We start from the raw sequence: 26,153 nt of genomic DNA on the forward strand, positions 1-26,153 counted from the left end.
TTGCTGAATGCGGACATCACTCGGCGGGCGAACCGGCGAAGCGACAAAGGGAGCGGAGCGATGATGTGGTGGCATGTCCTCGGGGCAGCATTCGTTCTGGCCCAGCTCGGGTGCGGCGCGAGCGCAGCCTCTCCGAGCACGCAGGCGGCCTCGCACGAAGGGGGAGGCTGCGCTTGCATGCAATGCGGCGGCAAACACGGCGAAAGCGGTATGCAGGGTGGCAGTATGCAGGGTGGCTGCATGCAATGCGGCGGCGAACACGACGGCCGCGGGCGCGGCGGCCTGGCGGGTCACGAGGGGCACGGCTCGCCCGCGGGGGCGGCCCTTTCGGACGACCGAGCTGTATTCCACTTCCTGCTCGCGAACCGTGAAGTCATTCAGCGGCAAGTGACCCGGCTGCCCGACGGCGTCGCCACGGTCACGGAGTCCGACGATCCTGCCGTGGCACAGGGGATTCGCGAGCACGTGGAAGCGATGCACCTGCGCCTGCAGGAGAAGCGGCCGCTCCACGTGCGCGATCCGCTCTTCGCGGCAACATTTGCGAATGCCGAAAAGGTGAAGCTGACGATCGAGCCCACGCCGAAGGGCGTGCGTGTGGTGGAGACGTCGACGGACCCGCAGGTCGTCGCGTTGATCCAGGCGCACGCGGACGTCGTGACCGCGTTCCTGGAGCGCGGGCACGTGGAGGTCCGGAAAAACCACCCGGTCCCGGCGCCCTGATCCCGCCGCGCCGGGCCGGCGTCCTTCACGGTCGTCGCGCCGCCTCGAGCAGCAGGCGCCGCTCGGCCGCGGCAATCGCCCGGCGTGCAGCCGGCTCTGCATCGGGGTTGACCGAGATCGATGTGATGCCGAGCCGCACCAGGTGCTCGGCGAACTCGGGCCGATTCGACGGCGCCTGGCCGCAAAGCGAGGAGGTGATGCCGGCCTTCTGGCACGCGCGGACGATCCGCTTTATCGCGTCGAGCACGGCCGCGTCCGATTCGTCGAAGAGCTCGGCGCACAACCCCGAATCGCGATCCACGCCCAGCATGAGCTGGGTCAGGTCATTCGAACCGATGGAGACACCGTCGATGCCCATGCGCGCATACGTAGGGATCCAGTATGCCGCCGAGGGGACCTCGGCCATGACCCATCGCCAAAGACCGCGCTGGCGGCCGAGTGCGCTTCGATCGACCATCTCGAGGCACGCTTCGAGCTCCCAGCGCGTCCGCACGAACGGGATCATCAGGTGCAAATTCGGCGTCTCCTCACGAACCCGGGCGAGCACCTCGAGCTCGAGGGTGAACAGCTCGGGCTCTCGCACATAGCGATAGCAGCCGCGATATCCGATCATCGGATTCTCCTCGATGGGCTCGAACCGCTCGCCCCCTTTCAGCCCGCGGAACTCGTTGGTCCTGAAATCGTACGTCCGATAAACGACCGGTCGGGGGTGAAAGGCGCGGGTGATGCGGAGCAGGGACGCCGACATGCGCTGGATGAAGTCGTCGCGGCCGCCGGACGCGACGAGCTCCTTCGGGTGCACCCCGGCGAGCGCATCGAGCAGCATGAATTCGGCCCGGAGCAGCCCCACGCCGTCCACCGGCAGCGCGGCGACCTCTTCGGCGCGGTCCGCAATCGCCAGGTTGACGTAAAGGCGCGTGCCGAGAACAGCGGGCGAAGGCGTGCCCGATTGCCCCGCGGAAGGGGCCGTCCCGGGCCCTGGGGGGGCCGTCCTGGGCTTTTCGACCGCGGGGGCGGCGCCCGCGAGCACCTGGCCGCGCGCCCCGTCGACGGTGACGAGCTCGCCGTCCCGGAGCAGGCGGGTCGCCGAGCGTGCGCCGACCACGCATGGGATACGCAGCTCGCGGCTGACGATTGCGGCATGGCAGGTCATTCCGCCGCTGTCCGTCACGAGCGCCGCCGCGCGTCGAATCGTAGGCACCCAATCGGGCGACGTCATCGGCGCCACGAGCACCTCGCCCGCCTCGAGCCTCTGCCCCTCGCCCGGCGAGCGCAGTACGCGCACCCGACCCGACGCAATGCCCGGCGAGGCGCCGAGGCCGGAGACGAGGACCGCTCCTCGCTCCGGCGGTGCACCGAGCGTCGTGATGGGCCGGCTCTGGACCAGATAGAAAGCGCCGCCTTCCTCGGCCCATTCGATGTCCTGCGGGGAGCCGTAATGCTCCTCGACGTGGACGGCCAGGCGCACGAGCGCGAGGATTTCCTCGTCGCGGAGCACTCTGCGCCCGCCCTCCTCCTCCGACAGCTCCACGCGTCGCTCCGCACCGTCGGGGCCACGGATCACCTTGAACGCCTTGTGTCCCACGCGGGTCTCGAGCAGCCGGGGACCGCGCTTCGAGACGGTGTACGTGTCCGGCTCGACCTGACCACCGACCACGACTTCTCCGAGCCCAAATGCCGCCTCGATGACGATGCGCGAGGTATCCGCCGTCGCCGGGTCCGCGGTGAAGATCACGCCCGAGCGATCGGAGCTCACCATTCGCTGCACGACGACCGCCAAGGCGGGCTCGTCGCGGAGTTGCTCGCTCTTCCGATATGCGACCACGCGCTCGCCGTACGCGGATGCCCAGCAATCGCGCACGCGTTCGAGCAGCGCCTGCGGCCCGACGACGTGCGTGTACGTCTCGTGCATTCCGGCAAACGAGGTCGTGGCTGTGTCCTCCGCGGTGGCGGACGAGCGCACCGCAACAGCGGGGGAGGGACCGAGCTTTTGGTAGGCCTCGACGATCTCCGCCTCGATATCGGTCGGGATCGGTGCTGCGCGGACGAGGCGCCTCATCTCGGCGCTCTTCGCGCGCAGGTCGACCACGTCGTCCGGGTCGAGCGCTGCCATATGCTCGGCGAGCTCGTGCCGTACACCAGCGGCCTCCATCGAGGAGAGGAACGCGTCCGCGGTAATGACGAACCCGGGGGGCACAGGCAGACCCGCGCGCGTGAGCTCACCCAGGTTTGCCCCTTTTCCACCCGCCGACGCGATATCCGCGCGCGACAGTTTTTCGAACCAGATCACGTGCGCGACCATGGTCACCTCCCCCTCGGCTCGCGGCGCTTGCCAGCGTACCGGCAAAATTCACGCCTCGCCTATCCAGCGACGCGAGGCATCCCCCTTGCCGCTGTCGGTCTTGCGCCTTTTGAAACGACTGCCGTATGCCAACGCCCCATGCCGCCCCTGCACCCCTTGCGCCTGACCCCGCAAGATCGGCTGCACGCTTGCCCGTCGTCCTCGCAGCAGCCGATCTGGACGCCCTGGTCCAGGCGCTTGCTGGGCGCGGCTACCGCGTGCTCGGGCCCGTAGCGCGTGACGGCGCAATCGTGATCGACGATGTGCGGCGCGCCGCGGACCTGCCGATCGGCCTCGAAGACGTCCAGGGACCAGGCCGCTATCGCCTCGAGCGCCGCGAGCATGACGCTTTTTTCGCGTTCACCGTCGGTCCGCATTCCTGGAAGCAGACCTTCCATGTACCGGTCGAGCGCTTGTTCCAGATTCGGCGTCAACAGGACGGTTTTTCCGTCATCCCGGACGCCGCGCCGCGCCAGCGCGTCGCCCTGCTCGGCGCCCGCGCGTGCGAGATCCATGCGATCGCAATCCAGGATCGGATCCTCATCCACGGCGAGCACCCCGATCCCCGTTATGCCGCACGCAGAAGCGACGTTTTTGTCGTCGCTGTGAACTGCAGGCGCGCGGGAAACACATGCTTCTGCGCCTCCATGGGGACCGGCCCGCGCGCCGAGCGGGGGTTTGATCTCGCTCTCACCGAGCTCATCGAGCCGGGCGAACACCGGTTTCTCGTCGAGATTGGAAGCGACGACGGGGCCGCCGTCGCCGCGGAGTTGCCCGTTCGTCCGGCCAATCCAGAAGAGATCGGTGCAGCGGCCTCCGTCTCCGAGCGTACTGCCGCGGCCATGGGTCGCCGTCTCGACACGAGCGGGCTCAAGGAGCGTCTCCAGAAAAACCTGGAGCACCCGCGCTGGGACGACGTCGCGACGCGCTGCCTGGCCTGCGGCAATTGCACGATGGTCTGCCCCACATGCTTCTGTACCGAATTCGAGGACACGACCGATCTCGCGGGCGAGACCGCCGAGCGCACGAAGCGCTGGGAGTCGTGCTTCACGCTCGGGTTCTCCCATGTGCACGGCGGATCCGTGCGCAGCTCGATCAAAGCGCGATATCGTCAATGGCTGACCCACAAGCTCGCCGGTTGGCACGACCAGTTCGGAACCTCCGGCTGCGTAGGCTGCGGGCGCTGTATCACGTGGTGTCCCGTGGGGATCGACATTACGGAAGAGGCTGCCGCCGTCGGGCTGCCGAAAAAGGACGGCTGAACGAGGAGCATGGAGACGGAATCCCTCGCCCGATCGATCGCGCAGCATCCCCTCGTCGCCGGCATGTCGGATGAGCACGTCGACTTCCTGAGCGGCTGCGTCAGGAACGTCCGCCTCGAAGAAGGCCAGTTCCTTTTCCGCGAGGGCCAGCGCGCCGATGAGCTTTACCTCATTCGCTCCGGAAAAATCGCCCTCGAGATCCAGGATGGCGCCCGTGGAACCATCGTGATCGAGACCGTTGGCGGGGGTGACGCGCTCGGCTGGTCGACGCTCTTTCCGCCCTATCGGTGGGGGCTCGATGCGCGCGGAATCCATCTGGCGCACCTCTTCGCAATCGATGGCACCTGCCTGCACGCCAAGCTCGAGGCCGACCACAGCTTCGGGTACGCCTTCACCCGACGGCTTTTGAACGAGGTCCATAGCCGCCTGCAGCGGGCGCGGCTGCAGGCGCTCGACGTCTATCGGGCCCGGCCATGAGCGTCTCACCCGCCCCCGACCCGATGCTCCCCGAGCCGCTCCGCATCGCGCGAGCGAAGCGGGAGACGCACGGTGTTTTCACGTTCGAGCTCGACGTCTCTGCCCGCGGCGGTTTTCCGTTCCTGCCGGGCCAATTCAACATGCTGTACCCGTTCGGCGCCGGTGAATCGGCCATTTCGATCAGCGGCGATCCCCACCGGCCCGATCGGCTCGAACACACGATCCGCGCCGTGGGCACAGTGACGCGCGCCCTCGAGCGCCTCGGTCGTGGTGACGTCGTGGGCGTGCGCGGACCGTTCGGTAGCGCCTGGCCGGTCCGTGAGGCGGAGGGAAGCGATTTCGTGGTGATCGCCGGTGGCATCGGCCTCGCCCCACTGCGCCCCGTCGTCTACCACGCGCTCCGCCATCGCGAAGCGTTTGGCAGGGTCGCTTTGCTCTACGGCACCCGCACCCCCGACGACATCCTTTACCGCAAGGAGATCGAGCGCTGGCGAAGCAGGCTCGACGTCGAGGTCGAGGTCACGGTCGATACGGCCGGGAGCGATTGGAGAGGAAATACGGGCGTCGTCACCAAGCTCATCAGCCGGGCGGCATTCGATCCCGGAAGAGCGTTCGCCATGATTTGCGGCCCCGAGATCATGATGCGCTTCTGCGCCCGCGAGCTCGAGCGGCTCGGCGTCTCGCTGGACAGGATATGGATCACCATGGAGCGCAACATGCGCTGCGGCACCGGCCTCTGCGGTCATTGCCAGTTTGGCCCCTCCTTCGTGTGCAAAGACGGCCCCGTGTACCGCTACGACCGGGTGCTGGACCTGCTCCTGGTGAGGGAGGTGTAGCGTGCCTACACGGAAGAAGAAAAAGCCCAAGCTGGCCGTCTTCAAATTCGCCTCCTGCGATGGGTGCCAGCTCAGCCTCCTCGATTGCGAGGACGAGCTGCTCCTCCTGGCCGACGCCGTTCGGATCGCGAGCTTCGCCGAGGCGTCGAGCGGGGTCCTCCGGGGCCCGTACGACATCAGCCTGGTCGAGGGGTCGATCACCACACTGCACGACGTCGAGCGCATCCGCGAGGTCCGCGCCCAGTCGCGTGTCCTCGTCACCATCGGCGCGTGCGCCACGGCTGGCGGCGTCCAGGCGCTCCGCAACTTCCGTGACGTGAAGGAATTCGCGCGCATCGTCTATGCGCGACCGGAGTACATCGACACGCTCGCGACCTCGACGCCCATCGCGGACCACGTGAAGGTCGATTACGAGCTCCGCGGTTGCCCCATCGACAAGCGCCAGCTCCTCGCGGTGCTCTCGGCGCTCCTCTCCGATCGAAAGCCGTCGATCGCGAGCCACTCGGTGTGCGTGCAATGCAAGCTGCGCGGGAACGTCTGTGTCATGGTCGCGCACGGGACGCCTTGCCTCGGCCCGGTCACGCACGCGGGCTGTGGGGCCCTCTGCCCGACGTACCACCGCGGTTGTTATGGCTGCTTCGGCCCGGCCGAGACGACCCATACGGGCGGGCTCGAGTGGGCGCTCGTCGCCGCGGGCGCGAGCCACGAGGACATCGCGCGCACGTACGCCACGTTCAACGCGGCCGCGCCGCCGTTCCGGAGGGCGCAGGAAGAGCAGCTCGTGCAGATCCGGCCGAAGGAGGGGGGCCGTGGCTAGGACGATCAAGGTCGATTCCCTCGCTCGCGTCGAGGGCGAGGGGGCGCTCATCATCCGGTTCAAGGGGGACAAACCCACGGCGGTCGAGCTGCGTATCTTCGAGCCGCCTCGTTTCTTCGAGGCGTTCCTGCGCGGCAGGGCGTACCTCGAAGTCCCCGATATCGTCGCACGTATCTGCGGCATCTGTCCCGTCGCTTATCAGATGAGCGCCTGCCACGCCATCGAGGATGCGCTCGGCATACGGGCGGACGGCATGCTCCGCGCGCTTCGGCGTCTGCTCTACTGCGGCGAGTGGATCGAGAGCCACGGGCTGCACGTGTTCATGCTGCACGCGCCCGATTTCCTGGGCTACGAGGACGCGATCGCGATGGCGAAGGACCACCGCGAATGGGTCACGCGCGGCCTCGGCATCAAGAAGGCTGGGAATGCGATCGTGGCCGCCCTCGGCGGACGGGAGATCCATCCGATCAACGTCAAGGTCGGCGGGTTCTACCGCGTGCCGACCCGCGCTGAGCTATCGGCGCTCTTGCCCGTGCTGGAAACCGCGCTCGGAGATGCGGAGCTGTGCCTCGACTGGGCGGCGCGGTTCGATTTCCCGGCGTTCGAGCGCGATTACGAGTTCGTCGCGCTGCGCCACGCGGAGGAGTACCCGTTCTGCGAGGGTCGCATCGTCTCGAACAAGGGCCTCGACATCGACCTGCACGCGTACGAGGAGCACTTTGCCGAGCAGCAAGTGCCGCACTCGACCGCGCTGCACTCGGTCGTTCGCGGCCGAGGCGACTATCAGTGCGGGCCGCTCGCTCGATTCAACCTGAACTTCGATCGGCTCGGCGGACGGGCCCGTGACGCCGCACAGCGCGTGGAGTTCGTCCCGCCTTGCCACAATGTATACAAGAGCCTGCTCGCGCGTATGGTCGAGATCATCCAGGCGCTCGACGAGGCGATCCGCATCATCCACGGGTACGCGCCGCCCGACGCGCCCGCGATCGCGGTGGCCCCGCGCAGGGCCACGGGACATGGCTGCACGGAGGCGCCGCGCGGCATGCTCTGGCACAAATACACGCTGGACGAGGCCGGGCTCGTCGAGGACGCCCGCATCGTTCCGCCCACCTCCCAGAACCAGAAATGCATCGAGCAGGATCTCTGGCAGCTTGCCCCGACGCTCGCCGCGATGCCCCACGCGGCGGCCACGCGGCGGGCCGAGCAGGCCGTGCGTAATTTCGATCCCTGCATCTCCTGCTCGACCCACTTTTTGCGCCTCGCAATCGAGCGGGAGGATTGATGTGATCGTTCGCGTGATTGGTATGGGTCAGCGTGCGGCAGGCGATGATGGAGTGGGTCCGGCCGTGCTCGACGCATTGCGCGCCCAGGGCGCAGGCGAAGGCGTCGATCTCTGCGAGGTGGACGAGCCCTCGGCGCTTCTGCCCCTTCTAGAAGGCGCGCGTCGCGTCATCCTCGTGGACGCGGTTCTGGGGGGCGGCGGCACGGGCACGGTGCACGTGCTCGCGGAGGAGGCGCTCGACGCACGCGATATCGCACCCCTTTCGACGCACGGGCTGACCGTGGGGCAGGTCCTCGGGCTCGCCCGCGCGATCGGCCCCGAAAAGGTCTGTCGCGACATCTCGATCGTGGCGATCTCCGTCGAGCGCCCGGCCTGCCTCGCGTATGGCCTGTCGCCCGAGGCGCTCGCCGCCGTCCCGCGCGCGGTCGAGGCCGTGCGAAACCTCGTCGCGGGAGCGAGCTGAAGCTGAAGAGGAGCCGACGAGATATGCACGAGTCCTCGCTGGGCAAAGAGGTTCTTCGTTTGGCGCTCGCGCGAGCCGACGACGAGGGCGCGGCACGCGTACGCGCGGTGCAAGGCTGGGTTGCCGAAACGGAGCAACTCGATCCGGAGGCGATTGCGTTTCATTTCGCCGCGCACGCCCGCGGAACCAAGGCCGAGGGGGCGCGGCTCGATCTCGTGCTCCTCCGGGTCGAGGCCGAGTGCCACGCCTGCCGGAAGACGTACCGGCCCGAGCGGCACCTGCTCCTTTGCCCTCGATGTGGCTCGACCGAGGCCACGCTGCTGGGGCCGACGGGTCTCGGCATCGATTGCATGGAAGTTGATTGAGGGGGCGGTATGGCGCGCGTGTCCTTGCAAGTGGAGGGGGTCGTTCAGGGCGTGGGCTTCCGGCCGTTCGTCTATTGCAAGGCCACGGCGCTCGGTTTGTCGGGCTGGGTCAGGAACGGCTGTTGCGCCGTGGAAATCGAGGCCGAGGGTTCTCCCGAGGAGATCGAGGAGTTCGTCCGCGCGCTCGCGTTCGACTTGCCCAAGCCAGGCGCCGTCACGCGAATCGAGCGCCGCGAGCTACCCGCGCGCACGGGCGCGGCGCAACCTTCCGGTTTCTCGATCCTGCCGAGCGAGGAGGGCACGCGGCCGGCGCCGCTGCTACCCGCCGATCTCGCAACCTGTGCCGATTGCATGGCAGAGACCCTCGCCCAGGAGGGCCGGCGCCGCGGTTATCCCTTCACCACGTGCGCCCGCTGCGGACCGCGCTATTCCATCATCGCATCGCTGCCCTACGATCGCGACCGCACTTCGATGCGGACCTTCGCGCTCTGCGACGAATGCAGGCACGAATACGAGGACCCGAGCAACCGTCGCTTCCACGCCGAGACGATCGCCTGCCCGCGCTGCGGCCCCCGTCTTTCCCTGCTGTCGCCTGCGGGGGAGGAGATCGCCGAGGCGGATCGCGCGCTCCGAGCCGCCGCATCGGCGCTGCGTGCGGGCCGCGTCGTCGCGCTGCGGGGCGTGGGGGGATTCCAGCTCCTCGTGGACGCGACGGATGGCGATGCGGTGAGGGTGCTCCGCCGCCGGAAGCGGCGCGATGAGAAGCCTTTTGCAGTGCTCTTCGCCGACGCGCGCGCCGCAGGTTCGGCGGCCGTGCTCTCTGCCGAGGAGATGCGCGCGCTCGCGGGCCCGGAGGCGCCCATCGTGCTCGCGCGCTGCCGAGTGCCCTCCGTCCTCGCCCCCGAGGTGGCGCCGCGAAGCCCGCTCGTGGGCGCCATGCTGCCCGCCTCACCGCTGCACCGATTGATTGCCGAGGCCGCCGGCCGCCCGCTCGTTTGCACGAGCGGCAATCTCTCGGGGGAGCCGCTCGCCGTGGAGGTGCCCGAGGCCCTCACGCGCCTCGCGGGCATCGCCGATCTGTTTCTCGTTCATGACCGGCCCATTGTGCGGGCCGTGGACGACGCCGTGGTGCGTGCGGGCCCGGACGGCATTTCCGTGATCCGGCGCGCCCGAGGGTTCGCGCCCCTCTCCGTCGCGCGATGGGCCGCCGATGTACCCGTTCTCGCCGTGGGCGCGCACCTGAAAAGCACGATCACACTCGCCGCGGCTGGCGAGCTTTTGATGAGCCAGCATCTCGGCGATCTGGATGGCCCCGCCGCCGTGGATCTGCTCGAGCGCACGGCAAGGGACATGACCCGCTTCTTCGACCTGCGCCCATCGGTCATTGCATGCGATCTGCACCCGGATTACGCGTCGAGCCGCCTTGCCGAGCGACTTGCACGCGAATGGGGAGCAGAGCTCGTGCGCGTGCAGCACCACCACGCCCACGTGATGTCCGTGGTGGCCGAGCACGGCCTGGACGAAGGTGAAGTGCTCGGGCTCGCGTGGGATGGTGTGGGGCTCGGGGCAGACGGCAGCGCGTGGGGTGGCGAGGCGCTCGTCGCGAGCGCCTCCGGCTTCTGCCGCGTCGCGCACCTTCGGCCATTCCACCTACCGGGCGGCGATCGGGCCGCCCGCGAGCCGCGTCGGAGCGCGCTCGGCCTGCTTCACGCGACCCTCGGCCCGGACACTCTCACGGCGGCGCGCGGGCTATGGGATGAATCCGCCGCGTCCAGTCTGCTCGCGGCGATGGACCGCGGGTTTGCGGTATCGCTCTCGACCAGCGTGGGGCGTCTCTTCGACGCGGTCGCGGCGCTTCTCGGCCTGCGGAATACATGCTCGTTCGAAGGGCAGGCGGCCATGGAACTGGAATGGTTCGCCGCGACGCACCCCGATCCGCGCCCGGAGCCTTATGCATTGCCACTTCTGGACGGGGCCCCCGCGGTCGCCGACACGGGGCCACTCGTGCGGGCCGTATTGACGGATCGGGCCGCCGGTCGGCCGCTCGCCGAGATTGCGGCTCGATTCCACGCGAGCCTGGTCGAGCTCGGCGCCCGTGTTGCGGAGCGAGTGAATCTGCCCCGCGTGGTGCTCGCGGGCGGCTGCTTCCAGAATGATCTGCTCACGCGCGCGCTCGCCTCGCGGCTGCGCGCCGACGGATTCGACGTGCGCCTGCCGGTACGCGTCCCGACGAACGACGGTGGGATCTCCGTGGGCCAGGCGGCGATTGCCGCGTATCGAACGGGAGGACGGTGATGTGTCTCGGAGTGCCGGACCAGATCCTGGATGTGCGGGAGGGCGATCTCCGGTATGGGCACGTCGCATTCGGCGGCGTCGTGCGGGACGTGTGCCTCGAATACGTGCCCGAGGCGTGCGAGGGAGACTGGGTGATCGTACACGTGGGATTCGCGATCACCCGCATCGACGAGGCCGAGGCCGCCCGCGTCTTCTCCTACCTGGAGGAGATCGGCGACCTTGGCGAGCTCGGGCGCCGGCCGCACGGGAGGATCGAATGAGGTACGTGGATGAGTACCGGGACGCCGATGTCTGCCGCCGCTACGCCGCGGCCATCACCGCGAGGGTCACGCGCGCGTGGCGCATCATGGAGGTCTGCGGCGGCCAGACGCACTCCATCGTACGCTTCGGCATCGACGCGTTGCTCCCGCCTGGGCTCGAGCTCTTGCACGGCCCCGGCTGTCCCGTATGCGTGACGCCCCTGGAGATGATCGACCGTGCCGTCGCCATTGCGGCCAAGCCCGGGGTGATCTTTTGCTCGTTCGGCGACATGCTGCGCGTGCCGGGAACGCGCTCGGACCTCCTCTGTGCGAAGAGCGAGGGTGCCGACGTGCGCATCGTCTATTCGCCGCTCGACGCGCTGGAGATTGCCCGCCAGAACCCGGGCAGAGAGGTCGTGTTTTTCGGGGTCGGCTTCGAGACCACGGCGCCAGCGAATGCCATGGCCATACGCGAGGCGCGGCGGCGCGGCATATGCAACTTCTCGATGCTCGTCTCACACGTGCTCGTGCCCCCGGCGCTCTCCGCGATCCTCTTTTCGCCGGATTGCCGGGTCGACGCCTTCCTCGCAGCGGGCCATGTGTGCACGGTGATGGGCACGGACGAGTACCGGCCCATCGCCGCGCGCCATCGCACGCCCATCGTTGTCACGGGCTTCGAGCCGGCGGACCTTCTGCAGGGCATTCACATGTGCGTCGTGCAGCTCGAGGAGGGGCGCGCGGAGGTCGAGAACCAGTACGCGCGATCGGCGCGCCCGGAGGGCAACCGCGAGGCGATGCGCGTCGTCGCGGAGGTGTTCAGGGTCGTACCGCGGAAGTGGCGTGGAATCGGCGATATCCCGGAGAGTGGGCTCGGGCTCCGCCCCGAGTACGCGCAGCACGACGCGGAGGCGCGTTTCAATGTGGGGACCATCTCGACCGAGGAGCCGTCGGTCTGCATCAGCGGCCTGGTGCTGCAAGGGCTCGAAAAACCCTCGGCCTGCCTGGCATTTGGCACGCGCTGCACGCCCGAGACACCGCTCGGAGCGACGATGGTGTCCTCCGAGGGCGCCTGCGCGGCCTACTATCGTTACCGGAGGGCTGGGTCGTGACCGCGCGCGATTTCGATCTCGCATGCCCGGCGCCGCTCCGGCACTGGACCGTGCAGCTCGCGCACGGCGGCGGAGGTCGTCTGTCACGCGAGCTCGTCGAGCAGATTTTCATGCCCGCGTTCGGAGGCGCCGCGCTATCCGCGCGGCACGATAGCGCGGTCGTGGAGGCTCCCAAGGGCCGCATCGCGATGACCACCGATGGCTACGTGGTGCGGCCGCTGTTCTTCCCGGGCGGAGACATTGGCAAGCTCGCCGTTTGCGGCACGATCAACGACCTCGCCATGACCGGTGCTGCGCCCCGCTGGCTCGCGGTTGCCTTCGTGCTGGAGGAGGGCCTTCCCATGGCCGACCTCATCCGTGTGGTCGCCTCGATGCGCGACGTCGCCCGCGCGTCGGGGATGGAGATCGTCACGGGTGACACGAAAGTCGTGGATCGCGGCAAGGGAGACGGCATGTTTGTCACGACGACCGGTGTGGGCATCGTGCCGGAGGGGATCACGATCGAGCCTCGCGAGGTTCGGCCGGGCGACGAGGTGCTCGTGAGCGGCGACCTCGGGCGGCATGGAATCGCGGTGCTCTCGATGCGCGAGGGGCTGACGATCACGGGGGCGCTCGAGAGCGATTGCGCGCCGCTCGACGGGCTCGTCGCCGCGCTGCTCTCGGCAGGTGTCGTGCCGCATTGCCTTCGCGATCCGACGCGCGGCGGGCTCGCCTCGGCGCTCAATGAGATCGCCGTGGATGCGGGCGTCGACATCGAGATCGACGAGCGCGCAGTTCCCGTGAACGAGACGGTGGCCGGCGCGTGCGAGCTCTTCGGACTCGATCCGCTTTATGTCGCGTGCGAGGGCCGGTTTGTCGCGTTCGTGCCGGAGGAGCACGCGGCGGCGGCCATCGAGGTGATGCGCGCCCATCCGGCGGCTCCGGAGCCAGCGCGGATCGGGAAAGTCCTCGACAACGCGGCGCCTGGTCGGGCCGGCCGGGTCACGCTCCGAAGTCGTCTTGGCACGAGCCGGTTGCTCGACATCCCTGCGGGCGAGCAGCTCCCGAGGATTTGCTGAGCCTGACGGAGGTTTCTCGTGGATCCCACATCCTGGCAACAGCGCTTCTCCCACAAGATCACGACTCCTGAAGGCGCAGCGCGCTCCATCCCGCGCGGTCGCCGCATCCTCATTGGCTCGGGTGCGGCCGAGCCTGCGCGGCTCGTCGAGGCCATGGTCGAGCATGGCCATCACCTCGAAGGCAATGATATCGTCCACCTGCTCACCCTGGGACCCGCCCCCTACGTCAAAGCCGGGCTCGAATGCCGCTTCCGTCATACGGCGTTCTTCATCGGGCCGAACGTGCGCGACGCGGTGGCCGAGGGGCGTGCCGACTTCATGCCGGTCTTCCTTTCGGACATTCCCGAGCTCATCCGCTCGCGACGCGTGCGCATCGACGTCGCGCTCATCCAGGTGTCGCCGCCCGACACGCACGGCTATGTGAGCCTCGGCGTTTCCGTGGACATCGTGCGGGCCGCGATCGACGCCGCCGATCTCATTCTAGCCGAGGTCAATCCACGCATGCCCCGCACGCATGGCGATTCGTTCTTGAACGTCGATCGCATCCAGCACCTCGTGCCCGTCGACACGCCCTTGCCGACGCGTGTTGCCGAGCCGCTCGACGAGGTCGATCGCACCATTGGCCGCCATATCGCCAGCCTCGTCCCGAACGGTGCCACATTGCAGACCGGCATTGGCAGGATCCCCGATGCTGCCCTCGCCGCGCTCGAAGAGCACCACGACCTCGGCGTGCATACCGAGATGTTTTCCGACGGCGTGATGCGCCTTGTGCTTCGCGGCGTGATCAACGGTCGCAGAAAAACGCTCCTGCCAGGCAAGCTCGTCACGTCGTTCGTGATGGGCAGCCAGGCGCTCTACGACTGGGTGCACGACAATCCCGCCGTGGAGATGCGCCCCTCGGGCTTCACGAATGACCCGTTCATCATCGCCCAGAACGACATGATGATTGCGATCAACGCGGCCCTCGCCGTCGATCTGACCGGCCAGGTCGCAGCGGACACGCTGATGGGGCGCTTCTTCTCGGGCATCGGGGGCCAGGTCGACTTCATCCGAGGTTCGGCGCGCAGCCGTGGCGGCAAGCCCATCATCGCATTGCGTTCGACGGCCAAGGAGGGCCAAGTGAGCCGCATCGTGCCGGGGCTCGAGCAAGGCGCGGGCGTCGTCACGAGCCGGGGCGATGTGCACTACGTGGTCACCGAGCACGGCACCGCCGATCTCTGGGGCAAGAACATCCGCCAGCGCGCGCTCGCGCTCATCGATATCGCTCACCCCGATCACCGCGCTGACCTGCTCGCGGCGGCCAAGCAGCGTCGCTACGTCTTCGGCGACCAGACCTGCGCGCGCTCGGCGTACCCGTGGGAGGAGGCGCGGCGCGAGACGCTACCAGGCGGGCAGGAGGTGCTCGTGCGCCCCTTGCGCATATCGGACGAGGACGCGCTGAAGGACCTTTTGTACCGCCTTTCCGACGAGAGCACCTACCAGCGGTTCATGACGTTCAAACGCTCTCACCCGCACGAGGAGCTGCTGCAACTCGTGCGCCTCGATTACGAGCAAAACATGGGCCTCGTGGTGATTCACAGCGACAACGGTTGCGAGGAGATCATCGGCCTCGCCCGCTACGACGTGGTCCCGGCGACGCGGAGGGCGGACATCGCTTTCGTGGTGCGCGACGAATGGCAGGGGCGCGGGGTTGGCACGCTGCTCATGCGGCGCATGGCCGAGGTGGCGCGTGCACGCGGGGTCACGGGCTTCTCTGCGAACGTGCTGGTGAGCAACAAGTCGATGATGGCTATTTTTTACAAAAGCGAGCTCCCCGTGAAAGCCACGCTTCGAGATGGCGCTTACCATGTCGAGATCGACTTTCCATGATCGTGCTTTCGATCGCTCTGCGTCGAAAATGGCGAGCGCATGCCCATCTTCGCTCAGGCCATGGCAGGGGTTTGTTTGACGTCGCGGGCGGGAACGGCTGGGAATCGGACGCTGACCATGCTGGGCGCTCGCACTTGTTTCGAGGGAACGACGGCTGGCCGCTCCTATGCGGCGCGCAGTGGTCCTGCCGTTGGAAGCGGACCGCAGATGATTGCGGGCGCGAACGAACCCTGTGGTTGGCACCTGCATCAACCGTACTTCTGACGAGGAAAGCAGCTTCGATAGACCGCAAGATCACCGGAGATCGACACGGGCGCGAGCCATGAGCGCGAGGGCAAGGGTAAATCGACGCTGCATACCCGGATCTCACGCGTCTGAGCGATCGACTCGAGGTCGTTCATGACTTGGTTGAGCCGATCACCGCTGAAGGGGCAATACAGAAAGAAGACCGAGCCGATCGTGATGTAACGAATGATCTTCGCCGCATCGCCTTCGATCACCGACACCCGCTGTGCATTCAATCGTGCGGCGAGGCCACGTGCCTTGCGAACGAGCGCCGACTGGATCTCGACCCCAATCGCGCTCGCTCCCGTCAAAAAGTGCGTCAGCGCCGTGGCCCGCCCGAGGCCGGAGCCGACGTCCACGAACACATCGTCGGCTTGGACCTCGGCAAGCTCGATCATGCGCAGCAGCGTATCGACCGAGCACGGCAGATATGGAACGCAGCCGCGTGGCAGTTCAGGGTCGTCGTGCGGTAGCTCGCCGAGCCCAAAGACCCGATCGAGCCACCCATCGCGTTCGCCCACAGGAACGCCCGTCAGCGCCGCTCGGAATGCCAGCGGGCTCGCCCGACGCGTCGATAGCCGCCAGCGCATGATCTCAGGGTCCAACACGGCTCCTCCCTGCGAGCCTACCTCACGAGCGCCTGGTCGTCACCTGTGTTGCGGTAGCATCGAAGTCGCGGACAGTCGTGCCAACCACGGTGCTGCACCGGACGGCATCTCGCACGGATGTTCGGGAGCTCGGCGGAAACTTCTTGTGTGCCGCCGGTGAGCACCTGGCCGTTCGGCGGATAGCATCCGCTACACTCGGGCCGGCTGCACGGTGCGCGAGCTGCAGATTCCCTCTTGTAGGCCGGCGAAGGTCATGAGATTTATACCCTTGTGCGTCGGGGTGCTGTTCACGGATTCTGGACAGCGAACCACAGCCACGTAGGACTTCCCCATGGCAGACAAGACACAACATCCGCCGACGATTGACCTCGATGGAGTGCGCCTGCGCCCGCTTCGGGTATCCGACGCTGCCGCGTTCTACGCCTACCTGCGAGATCCCGCCGTTACAGAATTGACCAGCTATCCTGTTGTATCGGTGCCGTTGGTCGAAGCAATCATCGAGCGGTCTCTGCGCCGTTGGGCGGAGGGCGAGCTGTCCAAATGGGGGATCGCCCTCCAGCACGATGATCAGCTTGTCGGCACCTGCGGTTTCAACGAGTGGTCCAAGGTACACCGTTGGGCCGAGCTGGCGTACGACCTGGCGCATGCTCACTGGGGCAAGGGGCTGATGCGCCAAGCTGTGGATGCCGTACTTCAGTGGGCTTATCGGCAGGACCAGGTCGATCGCGTACACGCCTTCGTCAGGGTCGACAACAGGCGGTCGGAGCGCTTGCTCGAGCGCCGTGGGTTTGTGCGTGAGGGCTGCCTGAGGAGTTATCGTATTTGTCGTGGACAACCGCACGACTTCAACATTTACGGTTTGCTGCGCTCGGATTGGGCGGCCGCCCAACAGGGTTGAAGGCAGTCCCCAGCAGGGGGCGGTGCGGCCGCGATTACGCGGGCGATGGGCATACGAGGAGGCTGTCGCGCGTGCGCTGTGCGTGCCCAAGAGACGCGATCACCACGGGAGCCGTCCGAGTGTTGCGTGCGAGAACGTACCCGTCGGGCCGTCCGGGCCGAGCAGCGCAAGGCGCACCGCCTCGCGGGCGCCCTCCTCGACAGTCTCCGTGCCCGCATAGTTGTTGAGGTTCGTCTTGGTGAAGCCCGGGGAGGCGGCGTTGACCTTGATCCCGGTCGACTCCAGCTCGATCGCCATGGCGAGCGTCATAGCGTTGAGAGCCGTTTTGGACGCAGGGTAGACGGGGCCGAAGATCGAGCGCCAGGGGAAAGTCGGGTCCGCGTTCATCGTCAGCGAGCCAGCGCCGCTCGATACGTTGACGATGCGGGCCGCCGGCGCCTCGCGCAGGAGCGGCAGCATCGCCTGGTAAACGGCGAGGACACCGAATACGTTGGTCTCCCACACCGCGCGTAGTTCATCGAAGGACACGTTGCTCGCGAGGGTCGACTTGGCGTACTCCTCGACGGTCACGCCCGGTCGCCGTCCCGCATGCGAGATGGCCGCGTTGTTGACGAGCACGTCGAGGCGGCCAAGCTCCTCGCGGATGCGCTTCGCCGCAGCGGCGATCGATGCCCGATCCGTCACGTCGAGCTGGAGCGCGCGGGCGTCGCCGTCGATCGTCTTGGCCGCCGCCTCTCCACGCGCGAAGTCGCGTGAACCGACGAGGACAATAAAATTTTTCGCAGCGAGCTCCTTTGCGATCTGAAGGCCGATCCCCTGATTGGCCCCCGTGACCAAGGCGACGCGCTTGTCTTGCATGTTTTCGCTCCTGAAGGTGGTTGGCTGGATACAGCGTACGTCCACCGCCTTCGTGCCTCTTTCCGCCGCTCTCCGATTGGAAGGACCGGACATCTTGATCGGGTCGCCCCGCGCCGCACCCCCCCACCCAGTCGACGTCCGCGGTGCATTGAAATGTCCGGTTTTTCCAATCGGAGCAGTGGGGCGCGTGGCATGAACTCCACATGACCCACCTCGACGCCACGATGAGCCGCTCCCCGCTCCGATCGACTCCGCTGGGCAAGACCGGGCCCAGCGTCTTTCCCGTCGGCCTCGGCTGCATGGCGATGTCCGGCGCCTACGGCCCGGCCGAAGACGCCGAGAGCGTGGCGACGATCCGCCACGCCATCGAGCGAGGAATCACCCTGATCGACACCGGAGACTTCTACGGCAACGGGCACAACGAGCTCCTCCTCCGACGCGCGATCGAGGGGGTGCGCGACAAGGTCCAGCTCTCGGTGAAGTTCGGCGCGATGCGCGGACCGGACGGCGCCGCGCTGGGCATCGACACCCGCCCTGCGGCCGTGAAGAACTTCGCGGCTTACAGCCTGCAACGGCTGGGCGTGGAGGTCATCGATGTATACCGCCCCGCGCGTCTCGATCCGCAGGTGCCCATCGAGGACACCGTCGGGGCCATCGCCGACCTCATCAAGGCCGGCTTCGTCCGGCATATCGGTCTGTCCGAAATGGGGGTCGAGACGATTCGACGTGCGAGCAAAGTGCACCCGATCGTGGACCTGCAAATCGAGTATGCGATCGCGACGCGCGGGCCCGAGGCGTCCATCTTTCCTGCCCTCGCAGAGCTCGGGATCAGCGCGACGCTTTACGGGGTCTTTTCGCGGGGGCTGCTCACCGGAAGCAAGCCTTCGGGAAAGGGGGACTTCCGACAGTACATGCCACGCTTCGCAGGCGAGCAAGGGGCAAAAAACGCGAGCGTCGTCGAGCAGCTTCACGCCTTTGCCGGCGAGCGAGGGATGACGCCGGCGCAGGTCGCGCTCGCGTGGGTGCTGGCGAAGCAGCCCACGCTGGTGCCGATCGTCGGGGCCCGCACGCGAGCCCAGCTCGACGATGCCCTCGTGGCCCTCGACAAGCCGCTGTCGGCGAGCGACGTCGCGGCGCTCGAGAGTATCGTGCCAGCGGACGCGATCAGCGGCACACGCTACCCCGCCCAGCACATGAAAGCTCTCGACAGCGAGCGGTAGAGAAACGATCATGGCCGCAGCGATGGACCTCCCCAATCTCGCGCTCCCGCGCTTCGTCGAGGACATCCGTGCGGTCGCGCCTCCTCCCGGTCAGGCCGTCGACGTCGAATGGCTTCCCGACGGCAGAACGAGCTTCGTTTTTCGAGCGTTCGAGGGCGGGCGCGAGGGGGACGTGTGGGTCGCGGGTCCCCGAACGCGCGCGATATTCAAGAGCAAGACCGGCCTCGCGCGGACCGTCACTCTTCGGTTCAAGCCAGGCTGGTCGGTTCCGCTGCTCGGCGTGGCCGCCAGCGAGTTCACGGACCGTATCGTTCCGCTGGAGGACGTGTGGGGCCACGCGGGGCGCGAGTTCTGCGAGGAGCTACTCGCCGCGAGGAGCCGCGCGGACGTGATGGACCGCGTCGCCCGGGCGCTCGCCGTTCGTGCCGGCCAACCATTCGAGACGGCATCGGGGCCGCTCGCTCGTCGCGCGGTTTGCTTGCTCGAAGGGGGCGAGGTCCGGGTGGAGAGTGTCGCCGACCGGCTCGGCGTCACGGCGCGGCACCTTCGCCGCGCTTTCACCGAAAACATCGGCATTGGCCCGAAGGAGTTCGCGCGGGCCGTTCGCCTGCAACGCGCCGTGCGAATGGCAGCGACCTCGTGCGATTGGGCACGCATCGCCGCAGAGGCGGGCTATTATGACCAAGCCCACCTCATCGCCGATTTCCGTCAGCTCGTCGGGCTCACACCCGGCGCGTTCTTCAAACGCGCGGGCGGCCCAACCTGCGAAGCTTTGCCGTTATGAAGAACCGAGCCACGACGGGCAAGCCGGCCGCGGCCGAGCTTCGACCGAAGGGGCGACGCCGGCGGCTCGTGCGGACGCTGCTGCTCGTCCTCATCGCGTGCGGCATCGCTCTTGGCTCCTGGGCCTATGCCGAGTTTCGCGCGAGCCGAAGGCCCCCGACGTCCCGGCTTGCGCTGGGCGCGCACTACGACGAGATGCCCCCGGACGATCGTCACTCGTACATCGACCTCCCGCTCGACCATGCGAATCCGGGCCTCGGGTCCTTTCGAGACTTTTACCTATTGAGCCCCGGGTTCGAGCGGGGCGGTCCCGTCGTGTTCTTTTTCACCGACGGCCAGATGGAGCTCGTGGGCATCAACCCCGACATGTCCTTTTTTGAAGGGCAGCTCCCGGGCTTGTCGTATGTCCTCGTGGGGCACCGGGGCCACGCGCCCACGCTTTTTCCCGAGGTCTATCCGGACGGGCATGTCGACCTGCGCCGCGCGATGAATTTTTATGGGTCCTGGCAGCGCGTCGAGGATCTGGAGCGCGTCCGGCAGCACATGGCCGAACGTGGCCTGCTCCCCGAAGACGGGCGGATCATGATTTACGGCGGGTCGGGTGCTGGCGTGCTCGCGCAGCAGTATCTCCATCGCTACGGTCGGCACGTCTCGAGGGTGCTCTTGTCTTCGACCGGGGCGCCCGACCTCGCGAGACAGAGGGGCGTCGACTACGCCCGCGACTTCGGCGAGCTCGACCCGGAGGCCGCGCAGGCGCTCGAAGCCGTCGTCGCCTCGGGGGACGTCGAGCGCGCGGAGCTCGCGTATCTACTCTATCAGCTCGGCCGCGAGGGCTCGAGCGGGCGCGCGACGCAGCGCGAGGTCATTCAATCGCTCCAGCACGGGGAGAAGGGCTTGTATCGGCGGCTTTGGCTCGAGCCGAGCTTGAACTGGACGCTGGCCCGCACCGCGCTCGGCGGCACAGCGGCCGATGCGGTCAAGGTGCGCATGTTCGAGCTGGCCGGCCATGATCTTCGTCGATATGGTGAGGCGCCGCGGGCCCGGCCTCACCTGCTTTATGAATGGGCGTCCGAGGTGCTGGCCGATTACCTGAGCTCGGGCATGGCGCCGCCCGACCTGGAGCTCGATCGTCAGAGCTTCGCGGGCGAGGTCCTGGTGGTGTCCGGCCTCGACGATGTGGTCTTTTCGCCCGACACGGGCAAAACCATCGCTCAGGCCTACCGCAACGCGCGATTTCTGGCCGTCCGAGGGGGCCATCGTCTCCACGAAGATCCCACCTACCACGCGAATGTGCGGCGGGCGTTTTTCCTGCATGGGCTCGATTCACCCGAGCTGAAAGCGCTCCTGGATGCCCCACCTGGAGGGCCTGCGCCGGCTGAGAAGTGATCTTCCCGTTGCCCGAGAGGCGACGCTTCTTCAGCAAGAGATGCGCGGGCAAACCCTGTGGGGGGCAGACCCTCCTGCACGCAAGTGCGGCGCGAGCGCAGCGCCCATGGCCTCGACGGACGCTCGAAGCCTCGCAGACTTGAACGCGGCGAAACCGAGGAGGAGCCCGCCGCGCTGGAGCGGGCGTATCGCGAGCAACGAGAGCGGCGTGGCGACCACCGAATGGGCGGCGAGCGCGGAGGCCGCGGCGCGGTCGTCCACGCCGGGAGGTAGCCACACGCAGAGATCGAGGCCGGCATTCGAGCCAATCACCTCGACGGCCCCCCCGAGCTCGGACGCGATCGCCTCGAGCAGCGCAGCGCGCCGTTCGGCATACAGCTCTCGCATTCGCCGAAGGTGCGATACGAAGTGTCCCTCGCCCATGAACTCGGCGAGCGCCGCCTGCGCGAGCGGCGGTGTGAAGCGATCGAGCACGCTCTTCGCCGTGACGAAGCGGTCGAGCAGCGCGTCCGGCACGACGACATAAGCGAGGCGCAGCGCGGGGGACATCGTTTTGCTGAAGCTCCCCGCGTGAATGACGACCCCCGCGCCATCGAGCCCCTGGAGCGCCGCGAGCGGACGGCCCTCGTAACGGAATTCGCTGTCGTAGTCGTCCTCGAAGATCCACGCGCCGTGCGCCGCAGCCCAATCGAGCAGCGCGAGGCGGCGCTCGATGGAAAGCGTGACGCCGAGCGGCGCCTGGTGCGCCGGCGTGACGTAAGCGAAACGCGCGTCCGGCGCACGCTCGATGCCAGCGGCGACGTCGAGCCCACCCCCGTCGATGGGCAGCGGGACGAGCTCCGCGCCCAGGCATTCGAGCAGAGGGCGCACGCCCACGTAGCCGGGATCTTCCATCCAGGCGCGATCGCCTGGATCGAGGACGAGCCGCGCGGTGATGTCGAGCGCCTGCTGCACGCTGGGCATGACGATCACCTGCTCGGCCGAGCACGAGACGCCCCGCGCGACGCGCAGGTGCTCCGCGATGGCCTCGCGCAGCGCGCGCACGCCACGGATGTCGATGTCGGCGAGACGCGTGCCCACGGCGCGCCGAGCGGCGCGCGACACCATCCGGCTCCACACCTCGTGGGGGAAGACGTCGAGGGCCGGTAGGTGCGCGGCGAACGGCCGAAGCGCGCCGGACCGGCCGAACGGGTTGCTCGATCCGTCGAGCCCTGCCGCCCAGCGCGACAGGTGCGGCGCGCGTGGCCGAGCGCGTCTCTCGGCGCCCGGGGGTTTCACCTTGAGCCATGCGTCCGGCAAATCGCGGCTGACGAAGGTGCCGGAGCCCCGCCGGCCCACGATGTAGCCCTCGGCGGCGAGCTGCTCGAACGCCGCGACGACCGTGCCGCGCGCGACCCCGAGCTGCTGCGCGAGGTCACGCGTCGAGGGCAGGCGGCCGCCCGGCTTGAGACGTCCTTCGAGAATCGCGGCGCGAAGCGCGTCGTAGGCTGCGCGGTGCATGGGGACACCGTGCTCGCGAGGGGGCATCGGTAGCTCGGGTACGCGTGTGTGGCGGCTCATGGCGGGCGAAGTGGTCCAGTCCGTGGAGGGCAAAGTGGAGCTTACACGTGGACCGCTCCGGCGCTACACCCTCGTCCAAGGAGAAACGTCATGACTGCACGCATCGCCTACAATGAAGTCGCCCCGAAGGCCTTTCGCGCGCTCCTCGGCCTCGCGCAGCACGTGCGCAGCGCTGGCCTCGAGCCCACGCTGATCGAGCTCGTCAATCTGCGCGTCTCGCAGATCAACGGATGCGCATTTTGCATCGACATGCATTCGAAGGATCTCCGCGCCGCCGGGGAGACGGAGCAGCGGCTTTATCTCCTGTCGGCATACCGGGAAGCGCCCTTCTATTCCGATCGCGAGCGCGCCGCGCTTGCGTGGGCCGAGGCCGTGACCGAGCTCGGCAAGGACGGCGTGCCGGACGTGGTCTACGAGGAGGCGCGCCGGCATTTCGGGGAGGCGGAGCTCGTCGAGCTGACGCTGGCCGTGATCCACATCAACGCGTGGAATCGCATGAACGTCGCCTTCCGGATGCCCGCGGGCACCTACACGCCGGGGGCCAAATGACGGCCGCAGGCCGCGCCGAGCGATTTCGTGCGCTCCACGCCGAGGGCCATCTCCTCGTCCTGACGAACGTCTGGGATGCGGCCTCGGCGCGCGTCGTGGAGGCCGCCGGCGCCGAGGCGATCGCGACGAGCAGCGCCGCGCTGGCCTGGGCGCACGGTTATGCGGACGGCGAGCACCTGCCGCTCGACGTGCTCGTCACGGCCGTGCGTGAGATCGCCGCGGTCGTGTCGATTCCGATCACCGTCGATTTCGAGCGTGGCTACGCGGACGAACCCTCCGCCGTCGTCGAGGCGGTCGCGCGGGTGGCGGATGCGGGGGCTGTCGGCGTGAACCTCGAAGATCGGTCCGGGCCGCCCGACGTCCTCGCGCACAAGATCCGCGCCTGCAAGCGCGAGGCGAGGCTCGCGGACGTGTTCATCAACGCGCGCATCGACGTGTTCATCCACGGCGCGGCGCCGGAGAGCGCGCTTGGCGAGGCGCTCGCGCGTGGTCGTGCCTATGCGGACGCGGGGGCGGACGGTCTGTTCGTCCCGAAGGTCACGGCGCCGGCGGCGATCGAGGCCCTGGTGCGCTCCACGCCGCTGCCGCTCAACGTCATGGCCGTGCCTGGATTGCCGAGCGTCCCCGAGCTCAAGGCTCACGGGGTCCGGCGTCTCAGCGCCGGGCCCGGGCTCGCCCTCGCGGCGCTCAGCGCGGCACGCCGGGCCTGTGTCGATCTTCTCGAGCACGGCTCGTACGAAAGGCTCTTCGATACCGACCTCTCCTACCGGGCGTTGAACGAGCTGTTCGCGAGGTGACGCTCCTCAGAGGACAGGATCTCATGATGCGTTGAACACCAATCACGCGGGCACGACGTCTGCACGACTCGATTCGATGGTACGCTCGTATTCCTTGTCGAGCAGGCGCGACTTGCAGAGCCAACCGTTCGTGCGTTCCACGACCCACCGTTTTGGGTTGGATGGCGCGGCACTGTGTTCCACAACGTCAAGGGGTTCGTCGCTTCGTCCTCGAGTTTGCCGAGGATAACCGCCATGCAATCATTCCCCTTGACCAAGCCTGACATTGGGAGTACTCGCACCCCCGAACACAGGAAAGAGGATCTCATGGTCAGCATTCGAACGTCCCTTACCCTTGTCGCCATTGTGTTTTCCGGACTGTTTGGTGCGGGTTGCGATAACAAGCCCGCGGCGGAGGGCGCCAAGCCCGGAGAGGCCAAGCCGGAGAGCAAGGCCGAGCAGAAGGCCGAAAAGAAGGCAGCGCCCGCGAGCGCCAAGGTCGCCTCCTGCAACGTCATCAAGGCCGAAAGCATTTGCCGGCAGTTCGGCGACGAGAACATCTCGGCGGCAGGCGAGGACTTCCTCAAGAACATGTGTACCGGCGAATTCAAAATGGAGGCGTGCCCGGCAGACAAGCGCGTCGGATCTTGTGCGACCCCGGAGGGAACGAAGATCTACTACAACGACGGCCCGCTCCCCATGGCGGCGGATGCGGCGGCCAAGGCGTGCAAAGAAGGGGTGCCCGCCGGGGAATGGAAAGCGGGTCAGTGAGCAGGGCAAACACCGCCGAGCCGCTCCCGCCTCTCAACTAGCCTTCCCCAACGCCTGCCACGCGCGCGAGCTCCGCCGCCGGACTCGTCGAGGACTGCGCCCGGCTGCACGAGCTCTGCGCTGGAAACGGGACCGCGAAAACCCATCATCAACAGAAGGGCCTATCGCGGCCGTCTTCACGGATTTGGCTTCGTGAAGGGCAGCAAGCGGCGGGGGTTGTCGATGAGCAGCTTGCGCAGCTCGGCGTCGTTCAAGCCCACCTTGCGGAAGCGCGGCACGACCCGCTTGAGGATGTGACCATAACCCCAGCCGCCGCGGCCCACGAGCATCATCTTCATGCAGATGTCCTGGGCGACCAGCACGTGGTCGCCGTGGCCCGCGTCGAAGAGGTGCTTGACCGCCCGGATCCGCGTGTCGTCCTGCGGCATTTGCATGTCGATGCGCGCCCAGTAGGACTCCATGCCGAACACGTCGTATTCAATGGTGACGCCGCGCCGGATCAGGCTGGTCTGGTATTCGAGATCCTCCTCGCTCCCGTCCATGTGACTGAAGACCGTGCGGCTCAGGTCGCCTCCCGCGGCCTCGATGGCATCCGCGATGGCGTGCCCCTGGCGCTTGAGGACCATGTAGATCTGGTGGATGTTCAGCATGGCGCCCGTGGCGCGCTGGGCGCGGGCGGCGGCGCGCACCACCTTCATTTCGTTGGGGGTCATCGCGTCGACGCCGATTTCGCCGATGTGACCACACTTGATGCCCGTGCCGTCGACCCCCTCGTTTACCTCGCGCACGATTTGCTCGTAGATCTCGTCCTCGCTCAACGCATCCATGTCGGCCGGGTGGGAGACCGCGGCGTAATAACCTGCGCCCATCGTGACATGTAGCCCCGTGGTCTCGGCGATGCGCGCGAGCGCCCGCGGATCGCGGCCGATCCCGAGGGTGGTTGTGTCGACGACCGTTCCTCCGCCAGCCTTTTTGAACTCGAGGATCTCCGCGATGGCCTCCTGCTCGTCGAGCAGCATGACGTTGTCGCGGTTGCCCGCGGGATCCGAGAGGATATCCATGCGCCGCTCGATTGCATAAGGCAGCTCGCCGAGCGAGGGATCGCCCTCGGGCGGCAAGTAACGGCAGCGCATGTCGATGAGCAAGTGCTCGTGCATCAGGGTCGTCCCCATCTGCTCCGGCTCGATCAACCCCAGAACCGTCTGCACCTTGCCCACGCGTTCGTTCTGCATCGACACCTCCTTCGAGCGGCCAGTATAGCCTGGGTTGCCTTCGGTACGCTCGCCGGGCGCCTGCCGACGCGGGGTAGCGCGGTAGGAAGCGCTA

At 67.6% G+C, this 26,153-nt stretch carries 26 protein-coding genes; 20 read left to right on the forward strand and 6 right to left on the reverse strand.

Annotated features, from left to right (window positions below; all coding sequences use genetic code 11):
• Window positions 1–60 precede the first annotated feature (60 nt).
• A complete protein-coding gene (locus QHF84_RS06915) occupies window positions 61–720 on the forward strand; it encodes a hypothetical protein (protein WP_281312388.1) in 660 nt (219 codons plus the stop codon).
• Window positions 721–745: 25 nt separating this feature from the next.
• Here the strand turns inward: QHF84_RS06915 and ppsA are convergent, their stop codons facing one another.
• On the reverse strand, window positions 746–3,022 hold the full coding sequence (gene ppsA / locus QHF84_RS06920; RefSeq protein ID WP_281312389.1) for a phosphoenolpyruvate synthase: 2,277 nt from the start codon (window positions 3,020–3,022) through the stop codon (window positions 746–748).
• A 59-nt stretch (window positions 3,023–3,081) separates the two neighbouring features.
• Window positions 3,082–3,618 carry a hypothetical protein gene (locus tag QHF84_RS06925; protein ID WP_281312390.1) on the reverse strand — a complete coding sequence of 179 codons (537 nt, stop codon included), beginning with the start codon at window positions 3,616–3,618 and terminating at the stop codon, window positions 3,082–3,084.
• Window positions 3,619–3,708: 90 nt separating this feature from the next.
• On the opposite strand from QHF84_RS06925, the gene QHF84_RS06930 reads away from it, so the two are divergent.
• From QHF84_RS06930 to QHF84_RS06985, 12 genes are read left to right on the forward strand one after another with little or no spacing between them, the layout of a single operon-like run.
• Complete coding sequence (locus QHF84_RS06930) at window positions 3,709–4,323, forward strand: 4Fe-4S dicluster domain-containing protein (protein WP_281312391.1); 615 nt, start codon at window positions 3,709–3,711, stop codon at window positions 4,321–4,323.
• Between the two features lie 9 nt (window positions 4,324–4,332).
• Window positions 4,333–4,800, forward strand: coding sequence for a cyclic nucleotide-binding domain-containing protein (locus tag QHF84_RS06935; RefSeq protein ID WP_281312392.1), 468 nt, complete (start codon window positions 4,333–4,335; stop codon window positions 4,798–4,800).
• Complete coding sequence (locus tag QHF84_RS06940; protein WP_281312393.1) at window positions 4,797–5,636, forward strand: FAD/NAD(P)-binding protein; 840 nt, start codon at window positions 4,797–4,799, stop codon at window positions 5,634–5,636. The genes QHF84_RS06935 and QHF84_RS06940 overlap by 4 nt, the downstream gene beginning before the upstream one ends.
• Before the next feature lies 1 nt (window position 5,637).
• The gene (locus QHF84_RS06945; protein ID WP_281312394.1) at window positions 5,638–6,453 is read left to right on the forward strand and encodes an oxidoreductase; all 816 of its coding nucleotides are present in this window, start codon (window positions 5,638–5,640) and stop codon (window positions 6,451–6,453) included.
• The gene (locus tag QHF84_RS06950) at window positions 6,446–7,735 is read left to right on the forward strand and encodes a Ni/Fe hydrogenase subunit alpha (protein WP_281312395.1); all 1,290 of its coding nucleotides are present in this window, start codon (window positions 6,446–6,448) and stop codon (window positions 7,733–7,735) included. Before QHF84_RS06945 ends, QHF84_RS06950 begins: the two co-directional genes overlap by 8 nt.
• A 22-nt stretch (window positions 7,736–7,757) precedes the next feature.
• Entirely contained in the window at window positions 7,758–8,198 is a 441-nt protein-coding gene (locus QHF84_RS06955; protein WP_281312396.1) for a hydrogenase maturation protease, read from the forward strand.
• Window positions 8,199–8,221: 23 nt separating this feature from the next.
• Window positions 8,222–8,563, forward strand: coding sequence for a hydrogenase/urease maturation nickel metallochaperone HypA (locus QHF84_RS06960; RefSeq protein ID WP_281312397.1), 342 nt, complete (start codon window positions 8,222–8,224; stop codon window positions 8,561–8,563).
• A 9-nt stretch (window positions 8,564–8,572) separates the two neighbouring features.
• The gene (gene hypF / locus QHF84_RS06965; protein ID WP_281312398.1) at window positions 8,573–10,858 is read left to right on the forward strand and encodes a carbamoyltransferase HypF; all 2,286 of its coding nucleotides are present in this window, start codon (window positions 8,573–8,575) and stop codon (window positions 10,856–10,858) included.
• Window positions 10,858–11,118 carry a HypC/HybG/HupF family hydrogenase formation chaperone gene (locus tag QHF84_RS06970; protein ID WP_281312787.1) on the forward strand — a complete coding sequence of 87 codons (261 nt, stop codon included), beginning with the start codon at window positions 10,858–10,860 and terminating at the stop codon, window positions 11,116–11,118. Before hypF ends, QHF84_RS06970 begins: the two co-directional genes overlap by 1 nt.
• A complete protein-coding gene (hypD, locus tag QHF84_RS06975) occupies window positions 11,115–12,206 on the forward strand; it encodes a hydrogenase formation protein HypD (protein ID WP_281312399.1) in 1,092 nt (363 codons plus the stop codon). The genes QHF84_RS06970 and hypD overlap by 4 nt, the downstream gene beginning before the upstream one ends.
• Complete coding sequence (gene hypE / locus QHF84_RS06980) at window positions 12,203–13,264, forward strand: hydrogenase expression/formation protein HypE (RefSeq protein WP_281312400.1); 1,062 nt, start codon at window positions 12,203–12,205, stop codon at window positions 13,262–13,264. Before hypD ends, hypE begins: the two co-directional genes overlap by 4 nt.
• An 18-nt stretch (window positions 13,265–13,282) precedes the next feature.
• A complete protein-coding gene (locus QHF84_RS06985; RefSeq protein ID WP_281312401.1) occupies window positions 13,283–15,133 on the forward strand; it encodes a bifunctional acetyl-CoA hydrolase/transferase family protein/GNAT family N-acetyltransferase in 1,851 nt (616 codons plus the stop codon).
• A gap of 248 nt (window positions 15,134–15,381) precedes the next feature.
• Here the strand turns inward: QHF84_RS06985 and QHF84_RS06990 are convergent, their stop codons facing one another.
• A complete protein-coding gene (locus QHF84_RS06990; protein WP_281312402.1) occupies window positions 15,382–16,023 on the reverse strand; it encodes a hypothetical protein in 642 nt (213 codons plus the stop codon).
• 334 nt (window positions 16,024–16,357) lie between these two features.
• On the opposite strand from QHF84_RS06990, the gene QHF84_RS06995 reads away from it, so the two are divergent.
• Window positions 16,358–16,924 carry a GNAT family protein gene (locus QHF84_RS06995; protein WP_281312403.1) on the forward strand — a complete coding sequence of 189 codons (567 nt, stop codon included), beginning with the start codon at window positions 16,358–16,360 and terminating at the stop codon, window positions 16,922–16,924.
• 99 nt (window positions 16,925–17,023) lie between these two features.
• On the opposite strand, the gene QHF84_RS07000 is transcribed toward QHF84_RS06995, so the two are convergent.
• Complete coding sequence (locus tag QHF84_RS07000; RefSeq protein ID WP_348652850.1) at window positions 17,024–17,782, reverse strand: SDR family NAD(P)-dependent oxidoreductase; 759 nt, start codon at window positions 17,780–17,782, stop codon at window positions 17,024–17,026.
• A 203-nt stretch (window positions 17,783–17,985) separates the two neighbouring features.
• On the opposite strand from QHF84_RS07000, the gene QHF84_RS07005 reads away from it, so the two are divergent.
• From QHF84_RS07005 to QHF84_RS07015, 3 genes are read left to right on the forward strand one after another with little or no spacing between them, the layout of a single operon-like run.
• Window positions 17,986–19,002, forward strand: a complete 1,017-nt coding sequence (locus tag QHF84_RS07005; RefSeq protein WP_281312405.1) for an aldo/keto reductase — start codon at window positions 17,986–17,988, stop codon at window positions 19,000–19,002.
• A gap of 10 nt (window positions 19,003–19,012) precedes the next feature.
• On the forward strand, window positions 19,013–19,786 hold the full coding sequence (locus QHF84_RS07010; RefSeq protein ID WP_281312406.1) for a helix-turn-helix transcriptional regulator: 774 nt from the start codon (window positions 19,013–19,015) through the stop codon (window positions 19,784–19,786).
• Window positions 19,783–21,171: a hypothetical protein gene (locus QHF84_RS07015; protein ID WP_281312407.1), complete on the forward strand. Its 1,389-nt coding sequence runs from the start codon at window positions 19,783–19,785 to the stop codon at window positions 21,169–21,171. The genes QHF84_RS07010 and QHF84_RS07015 overlap by 4 nt, the downstream gene beginning before the upstream one ends.
• 30 nt (window positions 21,172–21,201) lie before the next feature.
• On the opposite strand, the gene QHF84_RS07020 is transcribed toward QHF84_RS07015, so the two are convergent.
• The gene (locus QHF84_RS07020) at window positions 21,202–22,671 is read right to left on the reverse strand and encodes a PLP-dependent aminotransferase family protein (protein ID WP_281312408.1); all 1,470 of its coding nucleotides are present in this window, start codon (window positions 22,669–22,671) and stop codon (window positions 21,202–21,204) included.
• 150 nt (window positions 22,672–22,821) lie between these two features.
• Here QHF84_RS07020 and QHF84_RS07025 point away from each other — a divergent pair, with 150 nt between their 5' ends.
• The 3 genes from QHF84_RS07025 (at window position 22,822) to QHF84_RS07035 (ending at window position 24,827) form a co-directional block, all read left to right on the forward strand.
• On the forward strand, window positions 22,822–23,280 hold the full coding sequence (locus QHF84_RS07025) for a carboxymuconolactone decarboxylase family protein (protein ID WP_281312409.1): 459 nt from the start codon (window positions 22,822–22,824) through the stop codon (window positions 23,278–23,280).
• Window positions 23,277–24,077: an isocitrate lyase/phosphoenolpyruvate mutase family protein gene (locus QHF84_RS07030; RefSeq protein ID WP_281312410.1), complete on the forward strand. Its 801-nt coding sequence runs from the start codon at window positions 23,277–23,279 to the stop codon at window positions 24,075–24,077. Before QHF84_RS07025 ends, QHF84_RS07030 begins: the two co-directional genes overlap by 4 nt.
• A 306-nt stretch (window positions 24,078–24,383) precedes the next feature.
• Window positions 24,384–24,827 (forward strand): hypothetical protein, encoded by a 444-nt coding sequence (locus QHF84_RS07035; protein WP_281312411.1) that lies wholly within the window; start codon window positions 24,384–24,386, stop codon window positions 24,825–24,827.
• Window positions 24,828–25,003: 176 nt separating this feature from the next.
• On the opposite strand, the gene QHF84_RS07040 is transcribed toward QHF84_RS07035, so the two are convergent.
• Window positions 25,004–26,059 carry a hypothetical protein gene (locus QHF84_RS07040; RefSeq protein WP_281312412.1) on the reverse strand — a complete coding sequence of 352 codons (1,056 nt, stop codon included), beginning with the start codon at window positions 26,057–26,059 and terminating at the stop codon, window positions 25,004–25,006.
• Window positions 26,060–26,153 lie beyond the last annotated feature (94 nt).

Source organism: Polyangium sp. y55x31 (assembly GCF_029946505.1).
Taxonomy (GTDB): Bacteria; Myxococcota_A; Polyangia; order Polyangiales; family Polyangiaceae; genus Polyangium.

What these genes read in the sequence shown, in the direction of transcription:
- QHF84_RS06915 (WP_281312388.1), top strand. Translation starts at nt 61, where the DNA reads ATGATGTGGTGGCATGTCCTCGGGGCAGCATTCGTTCTGGCCCAGCTC.
- ppsA (WP_281312389.1), bottom strand. Translation starts at nt 3,022, where the DNA reads ATGGTCGCGCACGTGATCTGGTTCGAAAAACTGTCGCGCGCGGATATC.
- QHF84_RS06930 (WP_281312391.1), top strand. Translation starts at nt 3,709, where the DNA reads ATGGGGACCGGCCCGCGCGCCGAGCGGGGGTTTGATCTCGCTCTCACC.
- QHF84_RS06935 (WP_281312392.1), top strand. Translation starts at nt 4,333, where the DNA reads ATGGAGACGGAATCCCTCGCCCGATCGATCGCGCAGCATCCCCTCGTC.
- QHF84_RS06940 (WP_281312393.1), top strand. Translation starts at nt 4,797, where the DNA reads ATGAGCGTCTCACCCGCCCCCGACCCGATGCTCCCCGAGCCGCTCCGC.
- QHF84_RS06955 (WP_281312396.1), top strand. Translation starts at nt 7,758, where the DNA reads ATGGGTCAGCGTGCGGCAGGCGATGATGGAGTGGGTCCGGCCGTGCTC.
- QHF84_RS06960 (WP_281312397.1), top strand. Translation starts at nt 8,222, where the DNA reads ATGCACGAGTCCTCGCTGGGCAAAGAGGTTCTTCGTTTGGCGCTCGCG.
- hypF (WP_281312398.1), top strand. Translation starts at nt 8,573, where the DNA reads ATGGCGCGCGTGTCCTTGCAAGTGGAGGGGGTCGTTCAGGGCGTGGGC.
- QHF84_RS06970 (WP_281312787.1), top strand. Translation starts at nt 10,858, where the DNA reads ATGTGTCTCGGAGTGCCGGACCAGATCCTGGATGTGCGGGAGGGCGAT.
- hypD (WP_281312399.1), top strand. Translation starts at nt 11,115, where the DNA reads ATGAGGTACGTGGATGAGTACCGGGACGCCGATGTCTGCCGCCGCTAC.
- QHF84_RS06995 (WP_281312403.1), top strand. Translation starts at nt 16,358, where the DNA reads ATGGCAGACAAGACACAACATCCGCCGACGATTGACCTCGATGGAGTG.
- QHF84_RS07000 (WP_348652850.1), bottom strand. Translation starts at nt 17,782, where the DNA reads ATGCAAGACAAGCGCGTCGCCTTGGTCACGGGGGCCAATCAGGGGATC.
- QHF84_RS07005 (WP_281312405.1), top strand. Translation starts at nt 17,986, where the DNA reads ATGACCCACCTCGACGCCACGATGAGCCGCTCCCCGCTCCGATCGACT.
- QHF84_RS07010 (WP_281312406.1), top strand. Translation starts at nt 19,013, where the DNA reads ATGGCCGCAGCGATGGACCTCCCCAATCTCGCGCTCCCGCGCTTCGTC.
- QHF84_RS07015 (WP_281312407.1), top strand. Translation starts at nt 19,783, where the DNA reads ATGAAGAACCGAGCCACGACGGGCAAGCCGGCCGCGGCCGAGCTTCGA.
- QHF84_RS07020 (WP_281312408.1), bottom strand. Translation starts at nt 22,671, where the DNA reads ATGCACCGCGCAGCCTACGACGCGCTTCGCGCCGCGATTCTCGAAGGA.
- QHF84_RS07025 (WP_281312409.1), top strand. Translation starts at nt 22,822, where the DNA reads ATGACTGCACGCATCGCCTACAATGAAGTCGCCCCGAAGGCCTTTCGC.
- QHF84_RS07030 (WP_281312410.1), top strand. Translation starts at nt 23,277, where the DNA reads ATGACGGCCGCAGGCCGCGCCGAGCGATTTCGTGCGCTCCACGCCGAG.
- QHF84_RS07035 (WP_281312411.1), top strand. Translation starts at nt 24,384, where the DNA reads ATGGTCAGCATTCGAACGTCCCTTACCCTTGTCGCCATTGTGTTTTCC.
- QHF84_RS07040 (WP_281312412.1), bottom strand. Translation starts at nt 26,059, where the DNA reads ATGCAGAACGAACGCGTGGGCAAGGTGCAGACGGTTCTGGGGTTGATC.